Source organism: Aeromicrobium sp., from assembly GCF_049586495.1.
Taxonomy (GTDB): Bacteria; Actinomycetota; Actinomycetes; order Propionibacteriales; family Nocardioidaceae; genus Aeromicrobium.
This window is the reverse complement of the sequence record NZ_JBAVCB010000066.1, coordinates 1-18,052: the sequence shown is the minus strand read 5'-3', so window position 1 is coordinate 18,052 and position 18,052 is coordinate 1. Positions and strand designations below refer to the sequence as shown.

Genomic DNA, 18,052 nt, shown 5'->3' with positions numbered 1-18,052 from the left:
CCGAACGTCGCCACCAAGTCCTGGTGCAGGCGGGCCCGATGCTCGCGTCGGGCCGCGGTGAGTGACGGGGAGAAGGGCTCAACCAGCAGTGCCGATGCGGCCGCCGACGACAGATCCTCCATCCGGTGGGCTCGCTGGGCGCACCACCGATCTATTCGCTCAGCCAAGGGCAGGTCGGCCGGCACCGGATCCCAGTTCTCGGCGTCCCGGGCGAGCCAGTACTGGCCGGTGGAGGCCATCAGCGCTTCCATGTCGCCGAAATTCAGCCACAGCGTGCGTAACGAGATGCCGGCGCGCTCAGCGATCAGCTTGGCTGTGGGGCGCAGGACGCCCTCACGCAGCAATGTGGCGTGCGCATCGACAACGGCCCACCGCGTGCGCTCGCCGCGCGCAATCCGACCATCGCGATTCTCTCGCTGAAGACGCGACGCGTGCTGCTCGGCAGCCATCTGGTGATCCATTCCACTGAACGTCCTCGAAGACTACCTGCACTGCGTGTGCATGCATAGATTGCAGAGCGGCGTCATCCACGTCCTCAACTGTGTCCTAGCGGGCCGCGAACCAGGCCTTGAGTGCTTCGGTGGCCTGAGCCTCACCCAGCGGCCCGCGATCCATGCGCAGGTCAAGCAAGAATCGATACGCCTCACCGACTTCGCGCCCCGGTTCGATCTGCAGAATCTCCATGATCTGCATGCCGTCGAGGTCCGGCCGGATGGCACTGAGCTCTTCAGCCTCGGCGAGCACGGCGATACGTGCCTCGAGCTCGTCGTACGTTCGTTGCAGTCGCGCAGCCTTGCGTTGATTGCGGGTCGTGCAGTCGGCCCGGGTCAGGATGTGCAGGCGCTCGAGCTGGTCGCCAGCATCGCGGACATACCGTCGCACGGCCGAGTCGGTCCACTCGCCTGAGCCGTACCCGTGGAACCGCAGGTGCAGCTCGACCAGCGTGCAGACCTGATCGACGACCTCATTGCTGTAACGCAAGGCGCGCAGTCGCTTGCGAGCCAGCTTGGCGCCCACGACGTCGTGATGGTGGAACGTCACCGTGCCACCGTCTTGGAACCGTCGCGTCTTCGGCTTGCCGATGTCGTGCAGCAGGGCTGCCAACCGCACCACGAGATCGGGGCGCGGGTCGAGCCGCTCCTCCAGCGCGATCGCCTGCTCCAGGACGATCAGCGAGTGCTCATAGACGTCCTTGTGCCGATGATGCTCGTCGCGTTCGAGGATCAACGCGGGCAGCTCAGGCAACATCTGCCCAGCCAGTCCGGTGTCGACCAGCAATCGCAGACCCACGACAGGGTGGGCGGCCAGCAGAGTCTTGTCCAGCTCGATCCGCATCCGTTCGGCCGAGACGATGTCGAGACGACTGGCCATCGACGTCATGGCGTGTCGCACCTCGGGGGCGACCGTGAAGTTCAGCTGCGCCGCGAACCGGGCCGCCCGCATCATGCGTAGCGGGTCGTCGCTGAACGACACCTCGGGTGCCACGGGCGTGCGGAGTCGGCGTGCGGCAAGGTCGTCCAGCCCACCGAACAGGTCGACGAACTCACGTGACGGCAACCGGATTGCCATGGCGTTGACCGCGAAATCGCGCCGGGACAAATCCGTGTCGAGCGTGTCACCGAATCGGACGGTTGGCTTGCGCGACCCCGCATCGTAGTCGTCGCTGCGGTAGGTGGTGATCTCGAGCTCGTGCCGTCCGTGCCGGATGCCGATGGTGCCGAACTCGCGCCCCATGTCCCAGCTGGCGTCGGTCCATGGACCGGCGATCCGCTCGATCTGTTCGGGCGTAGCCGTGGTGGCGAAGTCCCAGTCGTTGACGGGGCGATCCAGCACGGCATCGCGGACCGGACCACCGACCACCGACAGCTCGTGGCCTGCGTCGGTGAACGCCTGGCCCAGCTCGGTGAGGAAGCCCAGCGCATCGAGGCGCGCGTCGATCCGCTGCTGCTGCTGGGGGGTGAGGGTGTTCGTCGGCACGAGGACACACTCTATCGGCGCGATGGGCGGACCGTCGCGGCTCCATCGCCGACTAGCATGAGTTGGTGATCAGCCGACGACGCACGACCCCGGCGGCAACGGGCATCACGGTCGTGGCGGCTGTCGCTGTGCTCCTGTCCACCGTGGCAGCTGCCGTCATTGCGCCAGCATCGCCTGCTGTGGCCGCCGACGACGACACGTTGCGCACCACGATCGCCTCGGTTTCACCCACCCATCTCACCGATGCCTCGTCCTCGGTCACGCTGGCTGGTCGCGTCACCAACCTGGGCGAGCAGAAGTGGACTGACGTCCAGGCCTACCTGATCATCCGGCCCAAGCCCCTGACGTCACGCACCGCGTTGGCCACGGCCGTGCGGGAGGACCCAGGATTCGCCGGGCCTCGCATCGTCGACGCCGGTCTGTTCGACGAGATCGGCGACCTTCCGCCGGGCTCGAGCCGCGCTTTCGAAGTCAGCGTGCCCATTGAACGGCTACCCATCTCCAACCGGGACGGGGTCTATCCCGTCGGCGTGCAGATCCTCGCCACCGATGCGAGCGGCATCCGCAGCAACGAATCGGTGTCGCGGGCCGTCACGCTCCTGCCGCACCTGACCGGGAAGCACGTCTCGGCGCCGACCACGATGGTGTGGCCGTTCCTGATGCCGACAGGACGCACGGCAACCGGGGAGTTCGTCGAGCCCAGCGCCCTGCTCGCGGCCATCCGGCCCGGCGGCCGACTGCGCAACCTGCTCGATCTGGCGAAGGCCAGGGAGCAGGACGGAAGCGGAGTCATCGTCGATCCCGCCTTGGTGCTGGGCGCCGACGACCTCGCAGCCGGTCGGAGCGCGGACGACGTCTCTGCATCGGACCAGCAGGCTGCCGCCCGGTTCCGTGACGACCTCGTGTCGATTGGCTCGACCCGCTCAGCCTGGGTGCTGGACTTCGACCGCACCGACGTTCTCAGCCTCATCGACGACGCTGATCGGCGGCGGCGCCTCTTCGGGGCTGTCGAGCGCGCCACGGAGTCGGTCATCAAGGAGTTCGGCCTCTCGCCACATCGAGTCTCGTGGCCGGTGCGCGGCGGTGTCACCCGCAGCCTGCTCAGCAGCCTGCGGGCGCGCGGCGACGACCCCGTGGTCGTTGACTCGTCGAACCTGTCTCGGTGGGAGAAGTCCTCAGGATCCCTTGTTGCCGTTTCCACGCTAGGCGGCGATCTGCCGCTGCTGGTCAGCAGCGACGTCAGCAAGGATCTGCCCGGCCCCGTGTCGGGCGCGACGTTGCGTCAGCAGGTGCTGTCATCTGCCGCCTTCGCGTCATTGGATCGGGATGCGAACTCCCAGTCGCAGGCCGCCTCCGTCGTGGTGGTCAACCCCACATGGAATCCAGGATCCGATGACCCCGCTGGAGGAGTCACCGCCTCCTGGTCCGCACCGTTCAGCACGCCCGTCGATCTGGACGCGATCACGCGCGACGACTCGTTCGGCGGGACCGTTCCTCGCACATCGAAGGCTCGCACGCTGCCCGCGGCCCTCCTCGAGGCAGCCGATCAGGCATACCAGGACAGTGCTGTGCTGAGCTCGGCCTCAGACGAGGTTCGGGCCGTCGACGACGCCCGGGCACGGGCCGTAGCCGGTGTGCTCGGTGTGCGCTGGCGCAACCAGCGCGAGGACGGCGCGGCCATCGCTCGTCGGCTGTCCCGGGACGTGAGCCGCGACCTGGACGCCATCAGTGTCATGGGCCCGCCGTCCGTGACGCTGTCCGGGTCCCAGGGGGCCTTCCCGCTCACCATCACCAACGGCAGCACCGAGACGGTGTTGGTCGGAGTACGCCTGTCCTCCAGCAATCCGGCGCTGACGTTGCCCGATCAGGATCCGGTCACGATCGGGGCAGGCGAACGCCTGACCCTGACCGTCGAGGTCGATCTCCGCCGACAGAACGCGACCACTGTCTCGGCTCAGCTCATCACCCCGGGCGGGCGTCCCTTCGGTGAGACCAGCGAGTTCAACGTGCGATCCAGCAGGGTCGGGGCCGTTCTCTGGGTCACGATGGCCGCCGCCGGACTGTTCGTCCTGGTGGCCCTGGCTCGGCGGGTGCGCAAGCGGAGAACCGACCGTCCACCCATGGAGACAGGGCTCGACGATGACTGAGTCCCCCGAGAACGGTCGCCGGCTGGCCCGCGCCAGCGCGTGGATGGCATTGGGCACGATCGCCTCCCGTCTGACCGGTTTCCTACGGCTGGCCCTCCTGGCATGGACGATCGGCACGGCGCTGGACGCCGATCTGTTCAACAACGCCAACACGATCCCCAACACGCTCTACATCCTCGTGGCCGGTGGCGTCTTCAACGTCGTCCTGGTGCCTCAACTGGTGCGGGCGATGCGTCACGACGACGATGGTGGCGACGCGTACGCCCAGCGCATCATCACGTTGGGCCTCATGGTTCTGGCAGCCGCGACCGTGGTGCTGGTGCTGCTGGTTCCCCTCGTGCTGCGCTTGGTGTTCGACGGCCGGTTGTTCACGCCGGAGTTCGCTGATCAGCGCGCTTCGGCCGAGCTGCTGATGTACCTGTGCATGCCGCAGGTGTTCTTCTATGGCGCCTTCGTCCTGGTCGGGCAGGTGCTCAACGCTCGCCAGCGGTTCGGCCCGATGATGTGGGCGCCCGTCGTCAACAACCTCGTCGCCTGCGCCATCATCCTCATCTATCTGGGCACCTACGGTTCCGCCAACGGAACCGACGGATTCACGCAGACCCAGGCACTGCTGCTGGGCCTCGGCTCGACCGCCGGCATCGCGGTGCAGGCGCTGCTGCTGGTGCCCTTCCTGCGGCAGGCGGGCTTTCGGTACCGACCACGATTCGACCTGCGCGGCGTCGGTCTGGGTCACACCGTTCGCCTGGGCGCCTGGACTCTGCTGTTCATCGTGGCGAACAACATCGCCTTCATCACGGTCAACCGCCTGGCCACCCGAGGCACGCTGGACGGTGCGGCGGAAGGGGAGTCCGCAGGCGGCGCGGCTGTCTACGAGATCGGCTTCCTGGTCAGTCAGGTACCGCACGGAGTCATCACGGTGTCGCTCGCCACCGCCATCATCCCGATGCTCTCGGCGCACGCGGCTGCTGGCCAGTACGGGCGCATGCGCCTGGAACTCGCTCGGACCTTGCGTCTCGCGCTCGCGATCGTCGCCCCGCTGGCCGTCGCCGTGCTGTGTCTGGGCACTCCGGCCGCTGCGGCCATCTCGATCGGTGCCTTGAGCGACAACCACGAGGTCGTCGGCCGCACCGTGGCCGCCTTCTCGGTCGCGATGATCGCCTTCACGGTGCACTACCTGATGCTGCGCGGCTTCTACGCCGACGAAGACACGCGCACCCCGTTTCTGATTCAGGTCGTCGTGGCTGCCAGCAACGTGGCCTTCGCGCTGCTGCTCACCCGGTCCGCTGAGCCCGCGCAGGTCGCCGCCCTCCTCGCCTTGTCGTACGGTCTGGCGTACGTCGTCGGCGCCATCGTGTCCGTCACGGTGCTGTCACGTCGCATCGGATCGATCGTCGACCACGACATGGTTGTCTTCGCCGGTCGGCTGGTGCTGGCTTGTGCAGTGGCTGCCGCGGTGATGCTCGCCATGGTGTTTCTGCTCGGGCAGGGCGGACTTGAGGCGGATCGCCCCGCGTCCGCTGCTGCGGTCACCGGCATGGCTGGTGCGACCGGCGCAGTCGGGTACATCGTGGCGGCCAAGACCCTCGGCATGGAACAGCTGGGCTATCTGGTCACCCACCTGCGACGCAGGTAGCTCTCGGCTGTCTACCATGACAAGGGACGCGTGAAGGAGTGTCGATGAGCGAGCGGCGGTCGATGGCCTCCGGCGACGTCTTGGCGCTCCGCTACGTGCTCCAGGACCTGGTGTCGGAGAAGCTCGGTTCGGCCACGTGGCGCGCGCACGACCAGATCCTGAATCGCAACGTCGGTCTCGAGATCCTCCCCAGCACCGATCCGCGCGCTGATCAGTTTCTCGAGGCCGCTCGCCAGTCCACTGCTGTCTCCGACCCGCGATTCCTTCGGGTTCTCGATCTGATTCCGCACGAGCAGGGTCATCATCTGGTGGTCCGGGAGTGGGCTCGGGCCTTCCCGCTTGACCAGGTGCTGATGCAATCTCCCCTGCCCAATCGACGCGCTGCCACGGTCGTCGCGGAGGTCGCTGAGGCACTCGCGCACGCGCACGAGAACGGCGTCTACCACCGTCGCCTCACGCCCCACCAGGTGATGTTGAAGCAGTCCGGGGCCGTGCGCGTCGTCGGGCTCGGTGTCGCCACAGCCCTGGCTCCAGCCGGCCACCTCGACTCCGCTGCCGACCTGGCGGCGTACGAGCACGAAGACGTCGAGGCTCTCGGTCGGTTGCTGTATGCCACCTTGACCAGCCGGTGGCCAGGCGAGATGGTCGATGGTTTGCGGCCCGCCCCCACCGAGCACGGCCGTCTGCTTCGGCCCCGCCAAGTGCGCGCCGGGGTGTCTCGCGATGTCGACAGCGTATGTGACCGGATTCTCGGTCACCCGCCGCGAGATCACGTGCCGCGCCTCACGACCGCGGCCGGCATCGCTCGCGTCCTCCGGTTGTCCGGTGAGGATGAGGACCTGCACGATGACCAGCCCAGCCTCACGGGAGTGTCATCACCGGATCTGTTGCGTCTGGATCCGGTCATCGTCCCTCAGGGGCCGCCGCCTGGCCTCGAGCCGCCTCGACGTCGCCCCAAGGCGCACGAACCCGCCCCACCCACCCGCTCTGAACGCGTCGCCGCACGAGCACGGCGGGCAACTCGGGGCGACCGCGCGCTGGTGCTGCTCGGGGTGATCGGTGCTCTGGCTCTTGCGTCGACCCTCGCCTTTCTCGTCGGACGGTCAGCGCAGTCCCCCTCCGATGCGATCGACGACTCCTCACCCGTGCGCGCTCTTCCGATTCGCGCGGCCACCGACTTCGATCCACAGGGTTCGGATGGCGAGGAGAATCCGAAGAAAGCCCGATTGGCGATCGATGGTGATCCGTCCACCGCGTGGCTCACCTCGCGCTACTTCGGCAGCGCCGAGCTGGGTGGCCTCAAGGATGGCGTGGGCCTGCTGGTCGACCTCGGCGGGCCGCGTCAGATCACCACGATGCGCATCCTGCTCGGTCAGGGTCCGACCAATATGGCCGTGTACGTGGCGCCCACTGAGGCCACCGCGGTGCCCACCCGTCTGCGCGACTTCGTGCGCACCGCGGTGGTGGAGAAGGCTGGCGACGACGCCACGGTCTCCATGCCTTCCTCGGTCGTGTCCCGCTACGTCCTGGTGTGGTTGACCGAGCTCCCCGAAACCAGTGCAGGGGTCTTCATGGGCGAGATCCGCGAGATCCGGTTCCGCGGCCGCACGTGAGGGGAATGTCCGCGTCCTAGACTGCGTTACCTAGGTAGTAGTCGCGCCCGAGGGCGCGTTCGTCAACGACAGGAGCTCGCCCCATGGGTGACGTCCGCAATCTGATCATCATCGGCTCCGGGCCGTCCGGCTACACTGCCGCGGTCTACGCCGCCCGTGCCAATCTCACGCCTCTGGTGTTCGAGGGCTCGGTGACGGCCGGCGGCGCGCTGATGAACACCACTGACGTCGAGAACTACCCCGGTTTCCCCGAAGGCATCATGGGCCCTGAGCTCATGGACCACTTCCGCGCCCAGGCTGAGCGCTTCGGCGCCGAGCTGGTGGCCGATGACGTCACCGAGGTCGATCTGACGGGCGACATCAAGATCGTGAAGCTGGCCGACGGCAGCACGCACCAGGCCCTCGCCGTGGTGCTCGCCACTGGCTCGGGCTACCGCAAGCTCGGCATCGACGGCGAGGACCGCCTGTCGGGCCGCGGCGTCAGCTGGTGCGCCACGTGCGACGGATTCTTCTTCCGCGAGCAGGAGATCGTCGTCGTGGGCGGCGGCGACAGTGCGGTCGAGGAGGCCACGTTCCTTACCCGCTTCGCCAGCAAGGTCACGTTGGTGCACCGCCGCGACGAACTGCGTGCCTCCAAGATCATGCAGGACCGGGCGATGGCCAACCCCAAGATCGAGTTCGCGTGGAACTCTGAAGTCGCCGAGATCCACGGCGCCGAGACGCTCGAGGGACTCACGTTGCGCGACACCGTCACCGGTGAGACGCGCCGCATCGACGCCACCGGGCTGTTCATCGCCGTCGGTCACGATCCACGCTCAGAGCTGTTGACCGGTCAGGTCGACCTCGACGACGAGGGTTACGTGCTGGTCGAGCAGGGCTCGACGGCCACCAACCTGCCTGGCGTGTTCGCGGCCGGCGACTTGGTCGACCACACCTACCGCCAAGCCGTGACGGCCGCTGGCACCGGGTGTGCCGCCTCGCTGGACGCCGAGCGATACCTGGCCGACCTCGAACACGCAGGCGCCCCCACGCCCAGTGCGGCACTCGTCGACTGACGCCTCCTCCATCCGCACCGAGCACCACCCACCTCACTCACCCCACGAACAAGGAGAACCCCATGGCTGACATCGCCGCCGTCACCGACAGCGACTTCAAGGAGAAGGTCCTCGACGCCGAGGGCCCCGTGCTCGTCGACTTCTGGGCCAGCTGGTGCGGCCCGTGCCGCCAGCTCGCCCCCATCCTGGAGGAGATCGCCTCGGAGAAGGATGGTTCCCTGACCATCGTCAAGATGGACGCTGATGCCAACCCCGTCACTCCAGCCCAGTACAAGGTCATCGGTCTGCCGACCATGAATCTGTACTACAAGGGCGAAGTGGTCCGGTCCCTGACCGGTGTTCGCCCCAAGTCGGCGATCCTGAAGGAGTTGTCAGAATTCGTCTGACCTGCCAGCAGGGAGGAAGGGGTGGCCCCTCCGGGCCACCCCTTGCTCATAAGTATATCTTTGTCGACAAATTGACTTGTTTCTAAGTCTCCGTCGGTGCGGGTGAGTCCTGACCCATCAGCCGGACGATGCGCTCCAGATCATCGACCGTGGCGAACTCGATGACGACCTTGCCCTTGCTGCGGCCCAAGTCGACCGTGACCCGGGTGTCGTACCGGTCCGACAGGCGCTCAGCGATCTCGGCCAACCGGGGCGCCGACATGGTCTGCCCCCGACGGGTGGCGGCCTTGCTGGGCGCTCCGCCCTCAGGACCCACCGCAACGATCTCCTCGAGTGCTCGCACCGAGAGGCCCTCGGCCACGACCCGGCTGGCGAGCCGGTCCTGGATCTCCGAATTGGCGACGCTGACCAAGGCCCGGGCGTGACCTGCCGAGAGCACGCCCGCGGCAACGCGGCGCTGCACCGTGGGGGTGAGCTTCAGCAGACGCAGGGTGTTGCTGATCTGCGGACGCGAGCGACCAATCCGCTCGGCCAATTCGTCGTGCGTGCAGCCAAAGTCATCGAGCAGCTGTTGATAGGCCGACGCCTCCTCCAACGGGTTGAGCTGGGACCGGTGCAGGTTTTCCAGCAGCGCGTCGCGCAGCAGATCGCCGTCATCGGTCTCGCGGACGATCGCGCCGATCGTGGCCAGGCCAGCTTCCTGGTGTGCCCGCCACCGCCGTTCGCCCATGATCAGCTCGAAGCGATTCGGGGCCACCGATCGGACCACGATCGGCTGCAGAAGTCCGATCTCGGTGATCGAGTGCACCAACTCGGCCATGTCGTCGGCGTCGAACACCGAGCGTGGCTGTCGCGGGTTGGGCACGATCTGCTCCAGTGGAATCTCCGCGTACCGCGCCCCCTCCACCTCCTCGAGCCCTGACTCGCGCGCAGCGGCGGCGGTCGCCGGGATCAACGCCTCGAGGCCACGGCCGAGGCCACGGGCCCTGCCCGCCTTGGGTGACGCAGTCTTGGGGGTGCTCATGATGGGCTTTCTCCTCCGGACAGGGTGATCTCGCGAGCCGCTTCGAGATAGGACAGTGCGCCGCTGGATACCGGGTCGTAGGTCAGCACAGTCTGCTGATAACTCGGAGCCTCCGAGATGCGGACGGCTCGGGGAATGGTGGTCCGCAGCACGGTGTCACCGAAGTGGGACCGGACCTCCTCCACCACACCCGCGGCCAGTCGGGTGCGACCGTCGTACATCGTGAGCACGATGGTGGAGATCTCGAGTGCCGGATTCAGATGTGCCTTCACCAGGTCGATGTTGCGCACCAGTTGCCCCAGACCCTCCAAGGCGTAGTACTCGCACTGGATCGGGATGAGGACTTCACGTCCGGCCACCATCGCATTGACGGTGAGGAGGCCCAGAGAGGGCGGGCAATCGATGAAGACGTAGTCGATCACATCGCCAGCCTCTTCGCAGTCGCGCAAATACGCCTGAAGCGCTCGATCAAGGCGAGACTCCCGCGCCACCAACGAGACCAGCTCGACCTCGGCACCTGCCAGATCGATGGAGGCAGGCAGCACGGTGAGTCCGGGGATGTCCGGGCACGGGCTGACCAGCTCGTCGATGTCGGTACCCTCGACGATCGCCTCGTACACACCGGCCGAACCCTCGTGGTGCGGGACGTTCAAGGCCGTCGAGGCATTGCCTTGTGGGTCGAGGTCGATGACCAGCACGCGCAAGCCGCGCAGACCCATCGCGGCAGCGATGTTGACGGTCGTGGTGGTCTTGCCGACCCCGCCCTTCTGGTTCGCCACGACGAAGATGCGGGTGTGGTCCGGCTTGGCGAACGAGGGGGAGTCGGCCACCCGCTGAGCAAGATCGACGTGTACCTGGGCCTCATGGGCCAGTGGGGTGTGGTGCTCGGGTGGCAGAGGGGTGGTCACCGCTCCCCTTTCCGTGGTTTCACGTGAAACAAGACGCTCACGCGGAGACTTCGACGACAGTGGTCGGGACGTCTGGGCCATTGGGGTATGTCGCCACCACGATAGACGTGGCTCCGAGACGGTGGAGCGTCGCGGTCGCTGACTGAACCTCATCGGCTGCCGCTCGTCCCTTGAGGGCCAGCAACACACCGCCGGGCTTGCTCACCAACGGCATGCACCACCGGCCCAGCCGATCGAGATTCGCGACCGCGCGAGCCGTCACCACGTCATAGGACTCATGCACGTCCTCAGCACGGGCGCGCACCACGGTGCAGTTGTCTAGACCAAGCGAGTCGATCGACTCCTCCAGGAAGGTGGTGCGACGCAACAGAGGTTCGATCAGGGCCACCGTGAGGTCGGGCCGCGCGATGGCCCACACCAGTCCTGGTAGTCCGGCACCCGAACCGACGTCCGCCACCGAGGCGCCGTGCGGTACCCGGGGGACCACGACCGCTGAATTCATGACGTGCCGGCTCCACAGACGGGGAATCTCACGTGGGCCGATCAAGCCGCGCGTGACACCATCGGTGGCGAGTAGGTCGACGTACGCCTCCGCCAACGAAAGCCGGGACGCGAACACCCCCGCCGCTTCCGACGGGGGTGTTTCACGTGAAACATCTTCAGGCATGGGGCTGACGTTACTCTTCGGTACTTGCCGGGAGCACCACCACGTAACGGTGCGGCTCAACGCCGGCCGACTCGCTGGACAGACCAGCCTCGGCGACAGCATCATGCACGACCTTGCGTTCGAACGGAGTCATCGCATCCATGGCGACCGACGTCTGGCCGCCCGTGACCTGGTCGATCGCGACCTGAGCGAGCACCACCAGCTCGGCGCGGCGCGCGGCGCGGAATCCGCCGATGTCAAGCATCAACCGGCTGCGTTCGCCCGTCTCACGGTAGACCGCCAGGCGAGTCAGCTCCTGCAGCGCATCCAGCACCTCGCCACCGTCGCCGATCAGGTGGCCGAGCTCTCCGCCGACGATCTCGACGGCGGCACGATCACCGTCCACGTCCATGTCGATGTCGCCATCCAGATCGGCGATGTCGAGCAGTCCCTCGAGGAAGTCCGCTGCGATGTCGCCCTCAGTCTCCAGCTTCGATGCCTCTGCAGTCATCACTTGCCGCCCTTCTTGCGCTTGCTGCGCGCTTGCTTCTTTGGTTGTTGGCGAGCCGGTTTGGGCGGCTCGGCCTCGATCGCGGCATTCTTCGCCGCATCGAGAGGATCCTCGATGACGTTCTTGCCCTTCTTGGCATCGCGCTCCTGCTTGGCCTTGAAGGCCGGCGTGCCGGGGCCTGGGTTGTTGCGAATCACGTAGAACTGCTGACCCATGGTCCAGATGTTCGAGGTGACCCAGTAGAACAGCACGCCCAGCGGGAAGATCACGCCACTGATCGCAAACACGAACGGCAAGATGTACAGCAACATCTTCTGCTGCTGCGCATACGGGCCACTGAGTGCATCAGCCGGCATGTTCTTGGCCATCAGCTGGCGCTGAGTCACGAACTGGGTGGCCACCATCACCACGACCAGCGACATGGTCAGCACTCGCGTGCCGGTCAGGTCAGTGTTCATGAAGGTGTCGGCGATGCGCGCACCCAGCAACTGGGCACCCTGCAGCTGCTCGGCGTTCTCCGGCGACATGAAGCCGCGCGCGCCATCTCCGCCGTTGCGGGCGGCCTGATCGAGCACGCGGAACAGCGCGAAGAAGATCGGCATCTGCAAGATCAAGGGGAGACAGGAAGCCAACGGGTTGGTGCCGGTCTCCTGGAACAGCTTCATCTGCTCCTGCTGCAGCTTCTGGCGATCGTGCTTGTACTTCTGCTGCAAGGCCTTGATCTGCGGCTGCAACAGCTGCATGTTGCGGCTCGACTTGATCTGCTTGACGAACAGCGGGATCAGCAGCGTACGAATGGTGACGGTCAGGCCGACGATCGACAAGACCCATGTCCACCCCGACTCAGGGGAGAGGAAGGAGGAGAAGACCTGATGCCAGACCAGCAGAATGCCAGACACCGCGTAGTACAGCGGCGTCATGATCGCTGATCCGATGTCGCCTAGGAAACCCACGACTGTTCTCCTCTGGGGGTGCGATCATGCTGGTGTGCAGCATGTCGATGGGGTGGAACTGGATCGAGCCCGCCACGTGCCCACGGGTGGCACCGCGCCAACCGGCGGCTGGCCAACCACAGGCCGCGGATGGACCCATGGACCTGGACGGACTCCAAGGCGTACGCCGAGCAGCTGGGGTAGTACCGACACACATCGCCGTACAGCGGACTGATCGCAAACCGGTAGGCCCTCAACAGTGCCACGAGGATGTATCTCATCGCAGTACGGACGAGCGTTGCAGCGCGGCGTCGAGCTGAGCGCCGAGAGTGTGCCAGCTCGCCGATGCCGACGAGGGCAGAGCGCGGACGACGATTCGCGAGCCGACGGGCAGCTGATCAACCCGGTCGCGCATCAGATGGCGGAGGCGGCGCTTCACGCGGTTTCGATCAACTGCCGATCCGACGGCCTTGCTCACCACGAAGCCCACCGTGGTGCGCTCGTCCGATCCTGACGCCACGTGGGCGATCAGGCAGGGTTGAACCCCGCGAGTCCCACGGCGGACCGTGGTGCGGAAGTCAGTGCTGTCACGCATGCGTTGCCCAGAGGCGAGCACAGTGACTCAGGCTGACAGCTTCGCGCGGCCCTTGCGCCGGCGGTTGCCCAAGATCGTGCGGCCGGCGCGCGTACGCATGCGCAGGCGGAAGCCATGCTTCTTGGAGCGACGACGAGTGTTCGGCTGGAAGGTGCGCTTGCTCACGATGTTTCCTCACGGGACTGCTTGACAGTGTTGACAAGAAAGGTGTTGAACAGTGGTGTGACCCACCCGGCTGACGGCCACCGCTCGCGGGCACGCGACAGTTGTCGTCCACAGACGATCCCACCACGGTACGGGGCGGCTGTCTGGACGGTCAAACTGACCTCATACGCCGGGCGTCCTCGTCGATCCAGGCGACACGCCGAACGGGTGCGACAAGTTCTCCCAAGTCGGTTGTGAGCCTCGCCGGACGCTGCTAGCGTCACGGCGGTACCGAACCTTTTCCACAGCCGACGGCCATCTGACATTGCCGAGTGCACACTGTGTGGAAAACCATGTGGACCATGAGCCGCCGGAGGCGCCCGATGACCGATCTTGCCGACACCACCGCGGACGATTTGTTGCGTCGGGTCTGGCAAGAAGCGGTCAGCTCTCTGTCGCCCGGCGCGAAAGTCTGGGTCTACACGGCACATCCGATGTCGCTGCACAACAACATCTTGCTGGTCGCCGTGCCAGACGACCTCACCCGCACCCAGCTGGAGACGCGCGTCAAACCTGCACTCGAACACGCCCTGAGCCAGCGCCTGGACCATGAGACTCGGCTCGTCGTCACGATCGAGCCCGACTTCGCCGAGCGGAATCAGAGTGCGGAGACCGTCGACGACATCGACGACGAACTCGATGAGGACGATCCGGACGAATTCGTGGCCAGCTGGGACGCAGGCGGCGTACCCCTGGGACCGGCGCGGGTGGGAGGAGCGTCTGAGGCGCGGCTCAACCCCCGCTATCTGTTTGAGAACTTCGTCATCGGCGCATCGAACCGGTTCGCCCACGCGGCCGCCGTAGCCGTCGCTGAAGCGCCGGGCAAGGCCTACAACCCGCTGGTCATCCATGGTGAATCCGGCCTGGGCAAGACCCACCTGCTGCACGCCATCGGGCACTACGTCTTGAACTTCTACCCCTCCTCCCGCGTGCGCTACGTCAGCAGCGAGGAGTTCACCAACGACGTCATCAACGCCATCCGCAACAATCAGACGGCTGCGTTGAAGCGCAAGTACCGCGAGGTCGACGTCCTGCTGGTTGACGACATCCAGTTCTTGGAGGGCAAGGAATCGACGCAGACGGAGTTCTTCCACACCTTCAACGCGCTGCACAACGAGAACAAGCAGATCGTGATGACGTCGGACCGGCCTCCGAAGAACCTGACCACGCTGGAGGATCGACTTCGCAATCGCTTTGAGTGGGGACTCACCACCGACGTCCAACCGCCCGATCTCGAGACCCGCATCGCCATCTTGCGCAAGAAGGCTGCCAACGAGAAGCTCACGGCTCCGGCAGATGTCTTGGAGTTCATCGCCAGCAAGGTCCAGACCAACATTCGCGAGCTCGAAGGCGCCCTCATCCGCGCCACGGCATTCGCCAATCTGCAAGGGACCACTGTCGATCTTCCCCTGGCCCAGATCGTGCTCAAGGATCTGGTCGCCGAAGGGGTGGAGCCTGACATCACCGTCTCGATGATCATGGCCCAGACCGCGACCTACTCTGAATTCACGATCGATGACCTCTGCAGTGCCAACCGCAGTCGCAATCTGGTGCTGGCCCGTCAGATCGCGATGTACCTGTGCCGAGAACTCACCGACATGTCCTTGCCCAAGATCGGTCAGGAGTTCGGCGGTCGCGACCACACGACCGTGATGCACGCTGATCGCAAGATCCGCAAGCTCATGGCTGAGAAGCACGCCGTGTACAACCAGGTCACCGAGCTCACGGCACGCATCAAGCAGCAGGCTCGCCAGACGTGATGCACAACTGGGGACGATCCTGTGGGCAACCCTCGACAACAGGTGGACAAGAGCCACCAAGATGTGAACGACGTGTGAACGCGGTCACACGATCCACAGGTCACGGTAGTTTCTCCGACCCGGCCCGCACACGTTGTCCACGGGTTCATTCACTGCAAGCAGAGCAGATAACCAAGTTGTCCACCGTTTCCACAGAGGCTATGACTACTACTGTTCCTCTTCATCACTCCAAGACCAGTAGAAATCACCAGAACGAACACCTGGGGACAGCCCAGCACCACGTTCACCTGCCTATCGCAGCCGCGCCGCGTCGTGGCAGGATGCAGACCGTCACCCCCGTGGATCCACCCCACGTCTGGAAAGGCCGCACCACGTGAAGTTCCGCATTGATCGCGACACCTTCGCCGACGCTGTCGCGTGGACCGCACGCAGCCTGCCGAACCGTCCCAGCGTTCCTGTCCTGGCCGGCCTGCTGATCGAGTCGTCCGCCGACGGACTCACCCTCTCGGGCTTTGACTACGAGACATCCACGCGTGCCACGCTTCCCGCCGAGGTCTCCGCCGAGGGTCGCGTGCTGGTGTCGGGTCGATTGCTCGCCGAGATCGTCAAGTCTCTACCGGCCAAACCCGTGGATGTTGCTCTGGACGGCACGAAGGTCCAAGTGGTCTGCGGCAGCGCCCGCTTCAGTCTGCAGACCATGCCGGTCGAGGAGTACCCGCAGCTGCCGCAGATGCCGACAGCCTCGGGAACTGTGAAGGCTGAAACCTTCGCCACGGCCGTGGCCCAGGCCAGTGCTGCGTCGGGGCGCGACGACATGTTGCCACTGCTCACCGGTGTGCGGATCGAACTGGAAGGATCGACCATCTCGCTGATGGCGACCGATCGATTCCGGGCCAGCCTCCGGGATCTGGAATGGTCCCCGGAAAAATCCGATCTGTCGGCCCAGGCGCTGGTCCCGGCTCGCGTGCTCGGTGAGACGGCTCGCTCGCTGACGCAAGGAGGCGATGTGACCATCGCCGTCTCGGCGGGAGAGACCGGTGACGGCCTCATCGGTTTCGAGGGCACGGTCGGCAACGGCACCCGACGCACCACGACGCGATTGCTCGAAGGTGACTTTCCACGGGTGCGGCAGCTGTTCCAGGCACAGGCCGAAACCGTCGCCTACGTCGACACCCACGCGTTCGTCGACTCGGTCAAGCGCGTCGCGCTCGTGGCTGAGCGCAATACTCCGGTCCGCCTCACGTTCGCCGACGGCGTCTTGCTCCTCGAGGCCGGCAGCGGCGACGAAGCCCAGGCGTCGGAGTCGGTCGAGGCGACCATCAACGGCCCCGACATCTCCATCGGCTTCAATCCCACGTACCTGCTCGAGGGCCTCAGCGTCATGTCCGAACCGGTGGTGCACCTGTCGTTCACCCAGCACACCAAGCCGGCCGCCATCTCCGGAGTTTCTGAGATCGGCGCCGATCCAGATGGAGCGTTCCGGTACCTCATCATGCCGGTACGACTGCAGAGCTGATCATGGACATCGGACTGGTGGGGCTCGGCAAGATGGGCGGGAACATGCGCACCCGACTGCGCAAGGCTGGGGTGACCGTCGTCGGATATGACCACAACCAGGACGTCTCGGACACCGAGTCGTTGGCCGACATGGTTCATCAGCTCCCGTCGCCCAAGATCGTCTGGGTCATGGTCCCCTCTGGTGACATCACACGGGCGACCGTCACCGAGCTGCTCGACCTGCTCGACGAAGGTGATGTGATCGTCGATGGTGGAAACTCCCGCTGGACCGACGACGAGAAGCACGCAGCGCTGGCCGCCGAGAAGAACATCGGCTACGTCGATTGTGGTGTCAGCGGCGGCGTGTGGGGCCTGGAGAACGGCTACGCCCTGATGGCCGGCGGTTCGGACGACGACATCGCCAAGGTCCAGTTCGCCTTTGACGCCCTGAAGCCTGAAGGTGATTCCGGCTTCGTGCACGCGGGCCGTGTCGGCGCCGGCCACTTCTCCAAGATGGTCCACAACGGCATCGAGTACGCCATGATGCAGGCCTACGCCGAAGGATTCGAACTGCTCGAGAAGGTCGACATGGTCGACAACGTCACTGCGGTGTTCGATTCCTGGCGCGAAGGCACCGTCGTCCGGTCCTGGCTGCTGGACCTGCTGGTCAAGGCACTGGAGGACGATCCCAGCCTGAGCAAAGTCCGCGGTTACGCCGACGATTCCGGTGAGGGACGCTGGACGGTCGAGGCTGCCATCGACAACGCCGTCCCGGTGCACACCATCGCCGCCTCGTTGTTCGCGCGCTTCACCTCGCGCCAGGACGAGTCGCCGGCGATGCAGGCCGTCGCTGCGATGCGTCAGCAGTTCGGTGGGCACGCGGTGCAGGCTGCGGCCGAGGCCGGGCACGACCCCGACAAGGTCTGACGCCGCCGCGTGTTCGTCAGTCGTCTCAACCTCGTCGACTTCCGGTCGTACCCGGAGGCCGACATCACGCTCGAACCTGGTGCAGTCTGTTTCATCGGCGCCAACGGCCAGGGCAAGACCAACCTCGTCGAGGCGATTGAGTACATCTCCCGGTTGGACTCGCACCGGGTCGCGAGCGACGTGCCACTGGTCCGCGTGGGCGCCGAGCGCGCCGTCGTGCGGGCCGAGGTCGTG

General features: G+C 65.9%; 19 protein-coding genes. 9 read left to right on the top strand and 10 right to left on the bottom strand.

The window, feature by feature from the left end; translation table 11 throughout:
* A partial coding sequence (locus WB508_RS03945) for a TetR/AcrR family transcriptional regulator (RefSeq protein WP_423843580.1) occupies nucleotides 1-461 on the bottom strand: 461 nt, incomplete at its 3' end.
* 85 nt (nucleotides 462-546) lie between these two features.
* Nucleotides 547-1,977, bottom strand: a complete 1,431-nt coding sequence (locus WB508_RS03940) for a CCA tRNA nucleotidyltransferase (RefSeq protein WP_423843579.1) — start codon at nucleotides 1,975-1,977, stop codon at nucleotides 547-549.
* 65 nt (nucleotides 1,978-2,042) lie between these two features.
* Here WB508_RS03940 and WB508_RS03935 point away from each other — a divergent pair, with 65 nt between their 5' ends.
* The 5 genes from WB508_RS03935 (at nucleotide 2,043) to trxA (ending at nucleotide 8,814) form a co-directional block, all read left to right on the top strand.
* Nucleotides 2,043-4,124: a DUF6049 family protein gene (locus WB508_RS03935; protein WP_423843578.1), complete on the top strand. Its 2,082-nt coding sequence runs from the start codon at nucleotides 2,043-2,045 to the stop codon at nucleotides 4,122-4,124.
* Nucleotides 4,117-5,760 (top strand): murein biosynthesis integral membrane protein MurJ, encoded by a 1,644-nt coding sequence (gene murJ / locus WB508_RS03930; RefSeq protein ID WP_423843577.1) that lies wholly within the window; start codon nucleotides 4,117-4,119, stop codon nucleotides 5,758-5,760. The genes WB508_RS03935 and murJ overlap by 8 nt, the downstream gene beginning before the upstream one ends.
* Before the next feature lie 44 nt (nucleotides 5,761-5,804).
* Complete coding sequence (locus WB508_RS03925) at nucleotides 5,805-7,373, top strand: protein kinase domain-containing protein (RefSeq protein ID WP_423843576.1); 1,569 nt, start codon at nucleotides 5,805-5,807, stop codon at nucleotides 7,371-7,373.
* 83 nt (nucleotides 7,374-7,456) lie between these two features.
* The gene (trxB, locus tag WB508_RS03920; RefSeq protein ID WP_423843575.1) at nucleotides 7,457-8,428 is read left to right on the top strand and encodes a thioredoxin-disulfide reductase; all 972 of its coding nucleotides are present in this window, start codon (nucleotides 7,457-7,459) and stop codon (nucleotides 8,426-8,428) included.
* 62 nt (nucleotides 8,429-8,490) lie between these two features.
* Nucleotides 8,491-8,814 (top strand): thioredoxin, encoded by a 324-nt coding sequence (trxA, locus tag WB508_RS03915; RefSeq protein ID WP_423843574.1) that lies wholly within the window; start codon nucleotides 8,491-8,493, stop codon nucleotides 8,812-8,814.
* Between the two features lie 82 nt (nucleotides 8,815-8,896).
* On the opposite strand, the gene WB508_RS03910 is transcribed toward trxA, so the two are convergent.
* Genes WB508_RS03910 through rpmH form a run of 8 tightly spaced genes read right to left on the bottom strand, consistent with a single transcriptional unit; the run spans nucleotide 8,897 to nucleotide 13,595 of the window.
* Complete coding sequence (locus tag WB508_RS03910; RefSeq protein ID WP_423843573.1) at nucleotides 8,897-9,838, bottom strand: ParB/RepB/Spo0J family partition protein; 942 nt, start codon at nucleotides 9,836-9,838, stop codon at nucleotides 8,897-8,899.
* Nucleotides 9,835-10,746, bottom strand: coding sequence for a ParA family protein (locus tag WB508_RS03905; RefSeq protein ID WP_423843572.1), 912 nt, complete (start codon nucleotides 10,744-10,746; stop codon nucleotides 9,835-9,837). The genes WB508_RS03910 and WB508_RS03905 overlap by 4 nt, the downstream gene beginning before the upstream one ends.
* Nucleotides 10,747-10,783: 37 nt before the next feature.
* Complete coding sequence (gene rsmG, locus WB508_RS03900) at nucleotides 10,784-11,413, bottom strand: 16S rRNA (guanine(527)-N(7))-methyltransferase RsmG (protein WP_423843571.1); 630 nt, start codon at nucleotides 11,411-11,413, stop codon at nucleotides 10,784-10,786.
* A 10-nt stretch (nucleotides 11,414-11,423) separates the two neighbouring features.
* Entirely contained in the window at nucleotides 11,424-11,903 is a 480-nt protein-coding gene (locus WB508_RS03895; protein WP_423843570.1) for a protein jag, read from the bottom strand.
* Complete coding sequence (gene yidC, locus WB508_RS03890) at nucleotides 11,903-12,823, bottom strand: membrane protein insertase YidC (RefSeq protein WP_423843581.1); 921 nt, start codon at nucleotides 12,821-12,823, stop codon at nucleotides 11,903-11,905. The genes WB508_RS03895 and yidC overlap by 1 nt, the downstream gene beginning before the upstream one ends.
* Nucleotides 12,824-12,843: 20 nt before the next feature.
* Nucleotides 12,844-13,116 carry a membrane protein insertion efficiency factor YidD gene (gene yidD / locus WB508_RS03885; protein WP_423843569.1) on the bottom strand — a complete coding sequence of 91 codons (273 nt, stop codon included), beginning with the start codon at nucleotides 13,114-13,116 and terminating at the stop codon, nucleotides 12,844-12,846.
* Nucleotides 13,113-13,430: a ribonuclease P protein component gene (gene rnpA, locus WB508_RS03880; protein ID WP_423843568.1), complete on the bottom strand. Its 318-nt coding sequence runs from the start codon at nucleotides 13,428-13,430 to the stop codon at nucleotides 13,113-13,115. The genes yidD and rnpA overlap by 4 nt, the downstream gene beginning before the upstream one ends.
* Before the next feature lie 27 nt (nucleotides 13,431-13,457).
* On the bottom strand, nucleotides 13,458-13,595 hold the full coding sequence (gene rpmH / locus WB508_RS03875; RefSeq protein ID WP_423843567.1) for a 50S ribosomal protein L34: 138 nt from the start codon (nucleotides 13,593-13,595) through the stop codon (nucleotides 13,458-13,460).
* Between the two features lie 341 nt (nucleotides 13,596-13,936).
* Between rpmH and dnaA the strand changes: the two genes are divergently transcribed.
* From dnaA to WB508_RS03855, 4 genes are all read left to right on the top strand, one after another.
* A complete protein-coding gene (gene dnaA / locus WB508_RS03870; protein ID WP_423843566.1) occupies nucleotides 13,937-15,394 on the top strand; it encodes a chromosomal replication initiator protein DnaA in 1,458 nt (485 codons plus the stop codon).
* Between the two features lie 373 nt (nucleotides 15,395-15,767).
* The gene (dnaN, locus tag WB508_RS03865) at nucleotides 15,768-16,910 is read left to right on the top strand and encodes a DNA polymerase III subunit beta (protein ID WP_423843565.1); all 1,143 of its coding nucleotides are present in this window, start codon (nucleotides 15,768-15,770) and stop codon (nucleotides 16,908-16,910) included.
* Between the two features lie 2 nt (nucleotides 16,911-16,912).
* A complete protein-coding gene (gnd, locus tag WB508_RS03860; protein ID WP_423843564.1) occupies nucleotides 16,913-17,818 on the top strand; it encodes a phosphogluconate dehydrogenase (NAD(+)-dependent, decarboxylating) in 906 nt (301 codons plus the stop codon).
* A gap of 9 nt (nucleotides 17,819-17,827) precedes the next feature.
* A partial coding sequence (locus WB508_RS03855; protein ID WP_423843563.1) for an AAA family ATPase occupies nucleotides 17,828-18,052 on the top strand: 225 nt, incomplete at its 3' end.

Coding starts and splice junctions, on each gene's coding strand:
- murJ (WP_423843577.1), top strand. CDS start 4,117: ATGACTGAGTCCCCCGAGAACGGTCGCCGGCTGGCCCGCGCCAGCGCG.
- WB508_RS03925 (WP_423843576.1), top strand. CDS start 5,805: ATGAGCGAGCGGCGGTCGATGGCCTCCGGCGACGTCTTGGCGCTCCGC.
- trxB (WP_423843575.1), top strand. CDS start 7,457: ATGGGTGACGTCCGCAATCTGATCATCATCGGCTCCGGGCCGTCCGGC.
- trxA (WP_423843574.1), top strand. CDS start 8,491: ATGGCTGACATCGCCGCCGTCACCGACAGCGACTTCAAGGAGAAGGTC.
- WB508_RS03910 (WP_423843573.1), bottom strand. CDS start 9,838: ATGAGCACCCCCAAGACTGCGTCACCCAAGGCGGGCAGGGCCCGTGGC.
- rsmG (WP_423843571.1), bottom strand. CDS start 11,413: ATGCCTGAAGATGTTTCACGTGAAACACCCCCGTCGGAAGCGGCGGGG.
- WB508_RS03895 (WP_423843570.1), bottom strand. CDS start 11,903: ATGACTGCAGAGGCATCGAAGCTGGAGACTGAGGGCGACATCGCAGCG.
- yidC (WP_423843581.1), bottom strand. CDS start 12,823: ATGACGCCGCTGTACTACGCGGTGTCTGGCATTCTGCTGGTCTGGCAT.
- yidD (WP_423843569.1), bottom strand. CDS start 13,116: ATGAGATACATCCTCGTGGCACTGTTGAGGGCCTACCGGTTTGCGATC.
- rnpA (WP_423843568.1), bottom strand. CDS start 13,430: ATGCGTGACAGCACTGACTTCCGCACCACGGTCCGCCGTGGGACTCGC.
- dnaA (WP_423843566.1), top strand. CDS start 13,937: ATGAGCCGCCGGAGGCGCCCGATGACCGATCTTGCCGACACCACCGCG.
- gnd (WP_423843564.1), top strand. CDS start 16,913: ATGGACATCGGACTGGTGGGGCTCGGCAAGATGGGCGGGAACATGCGC.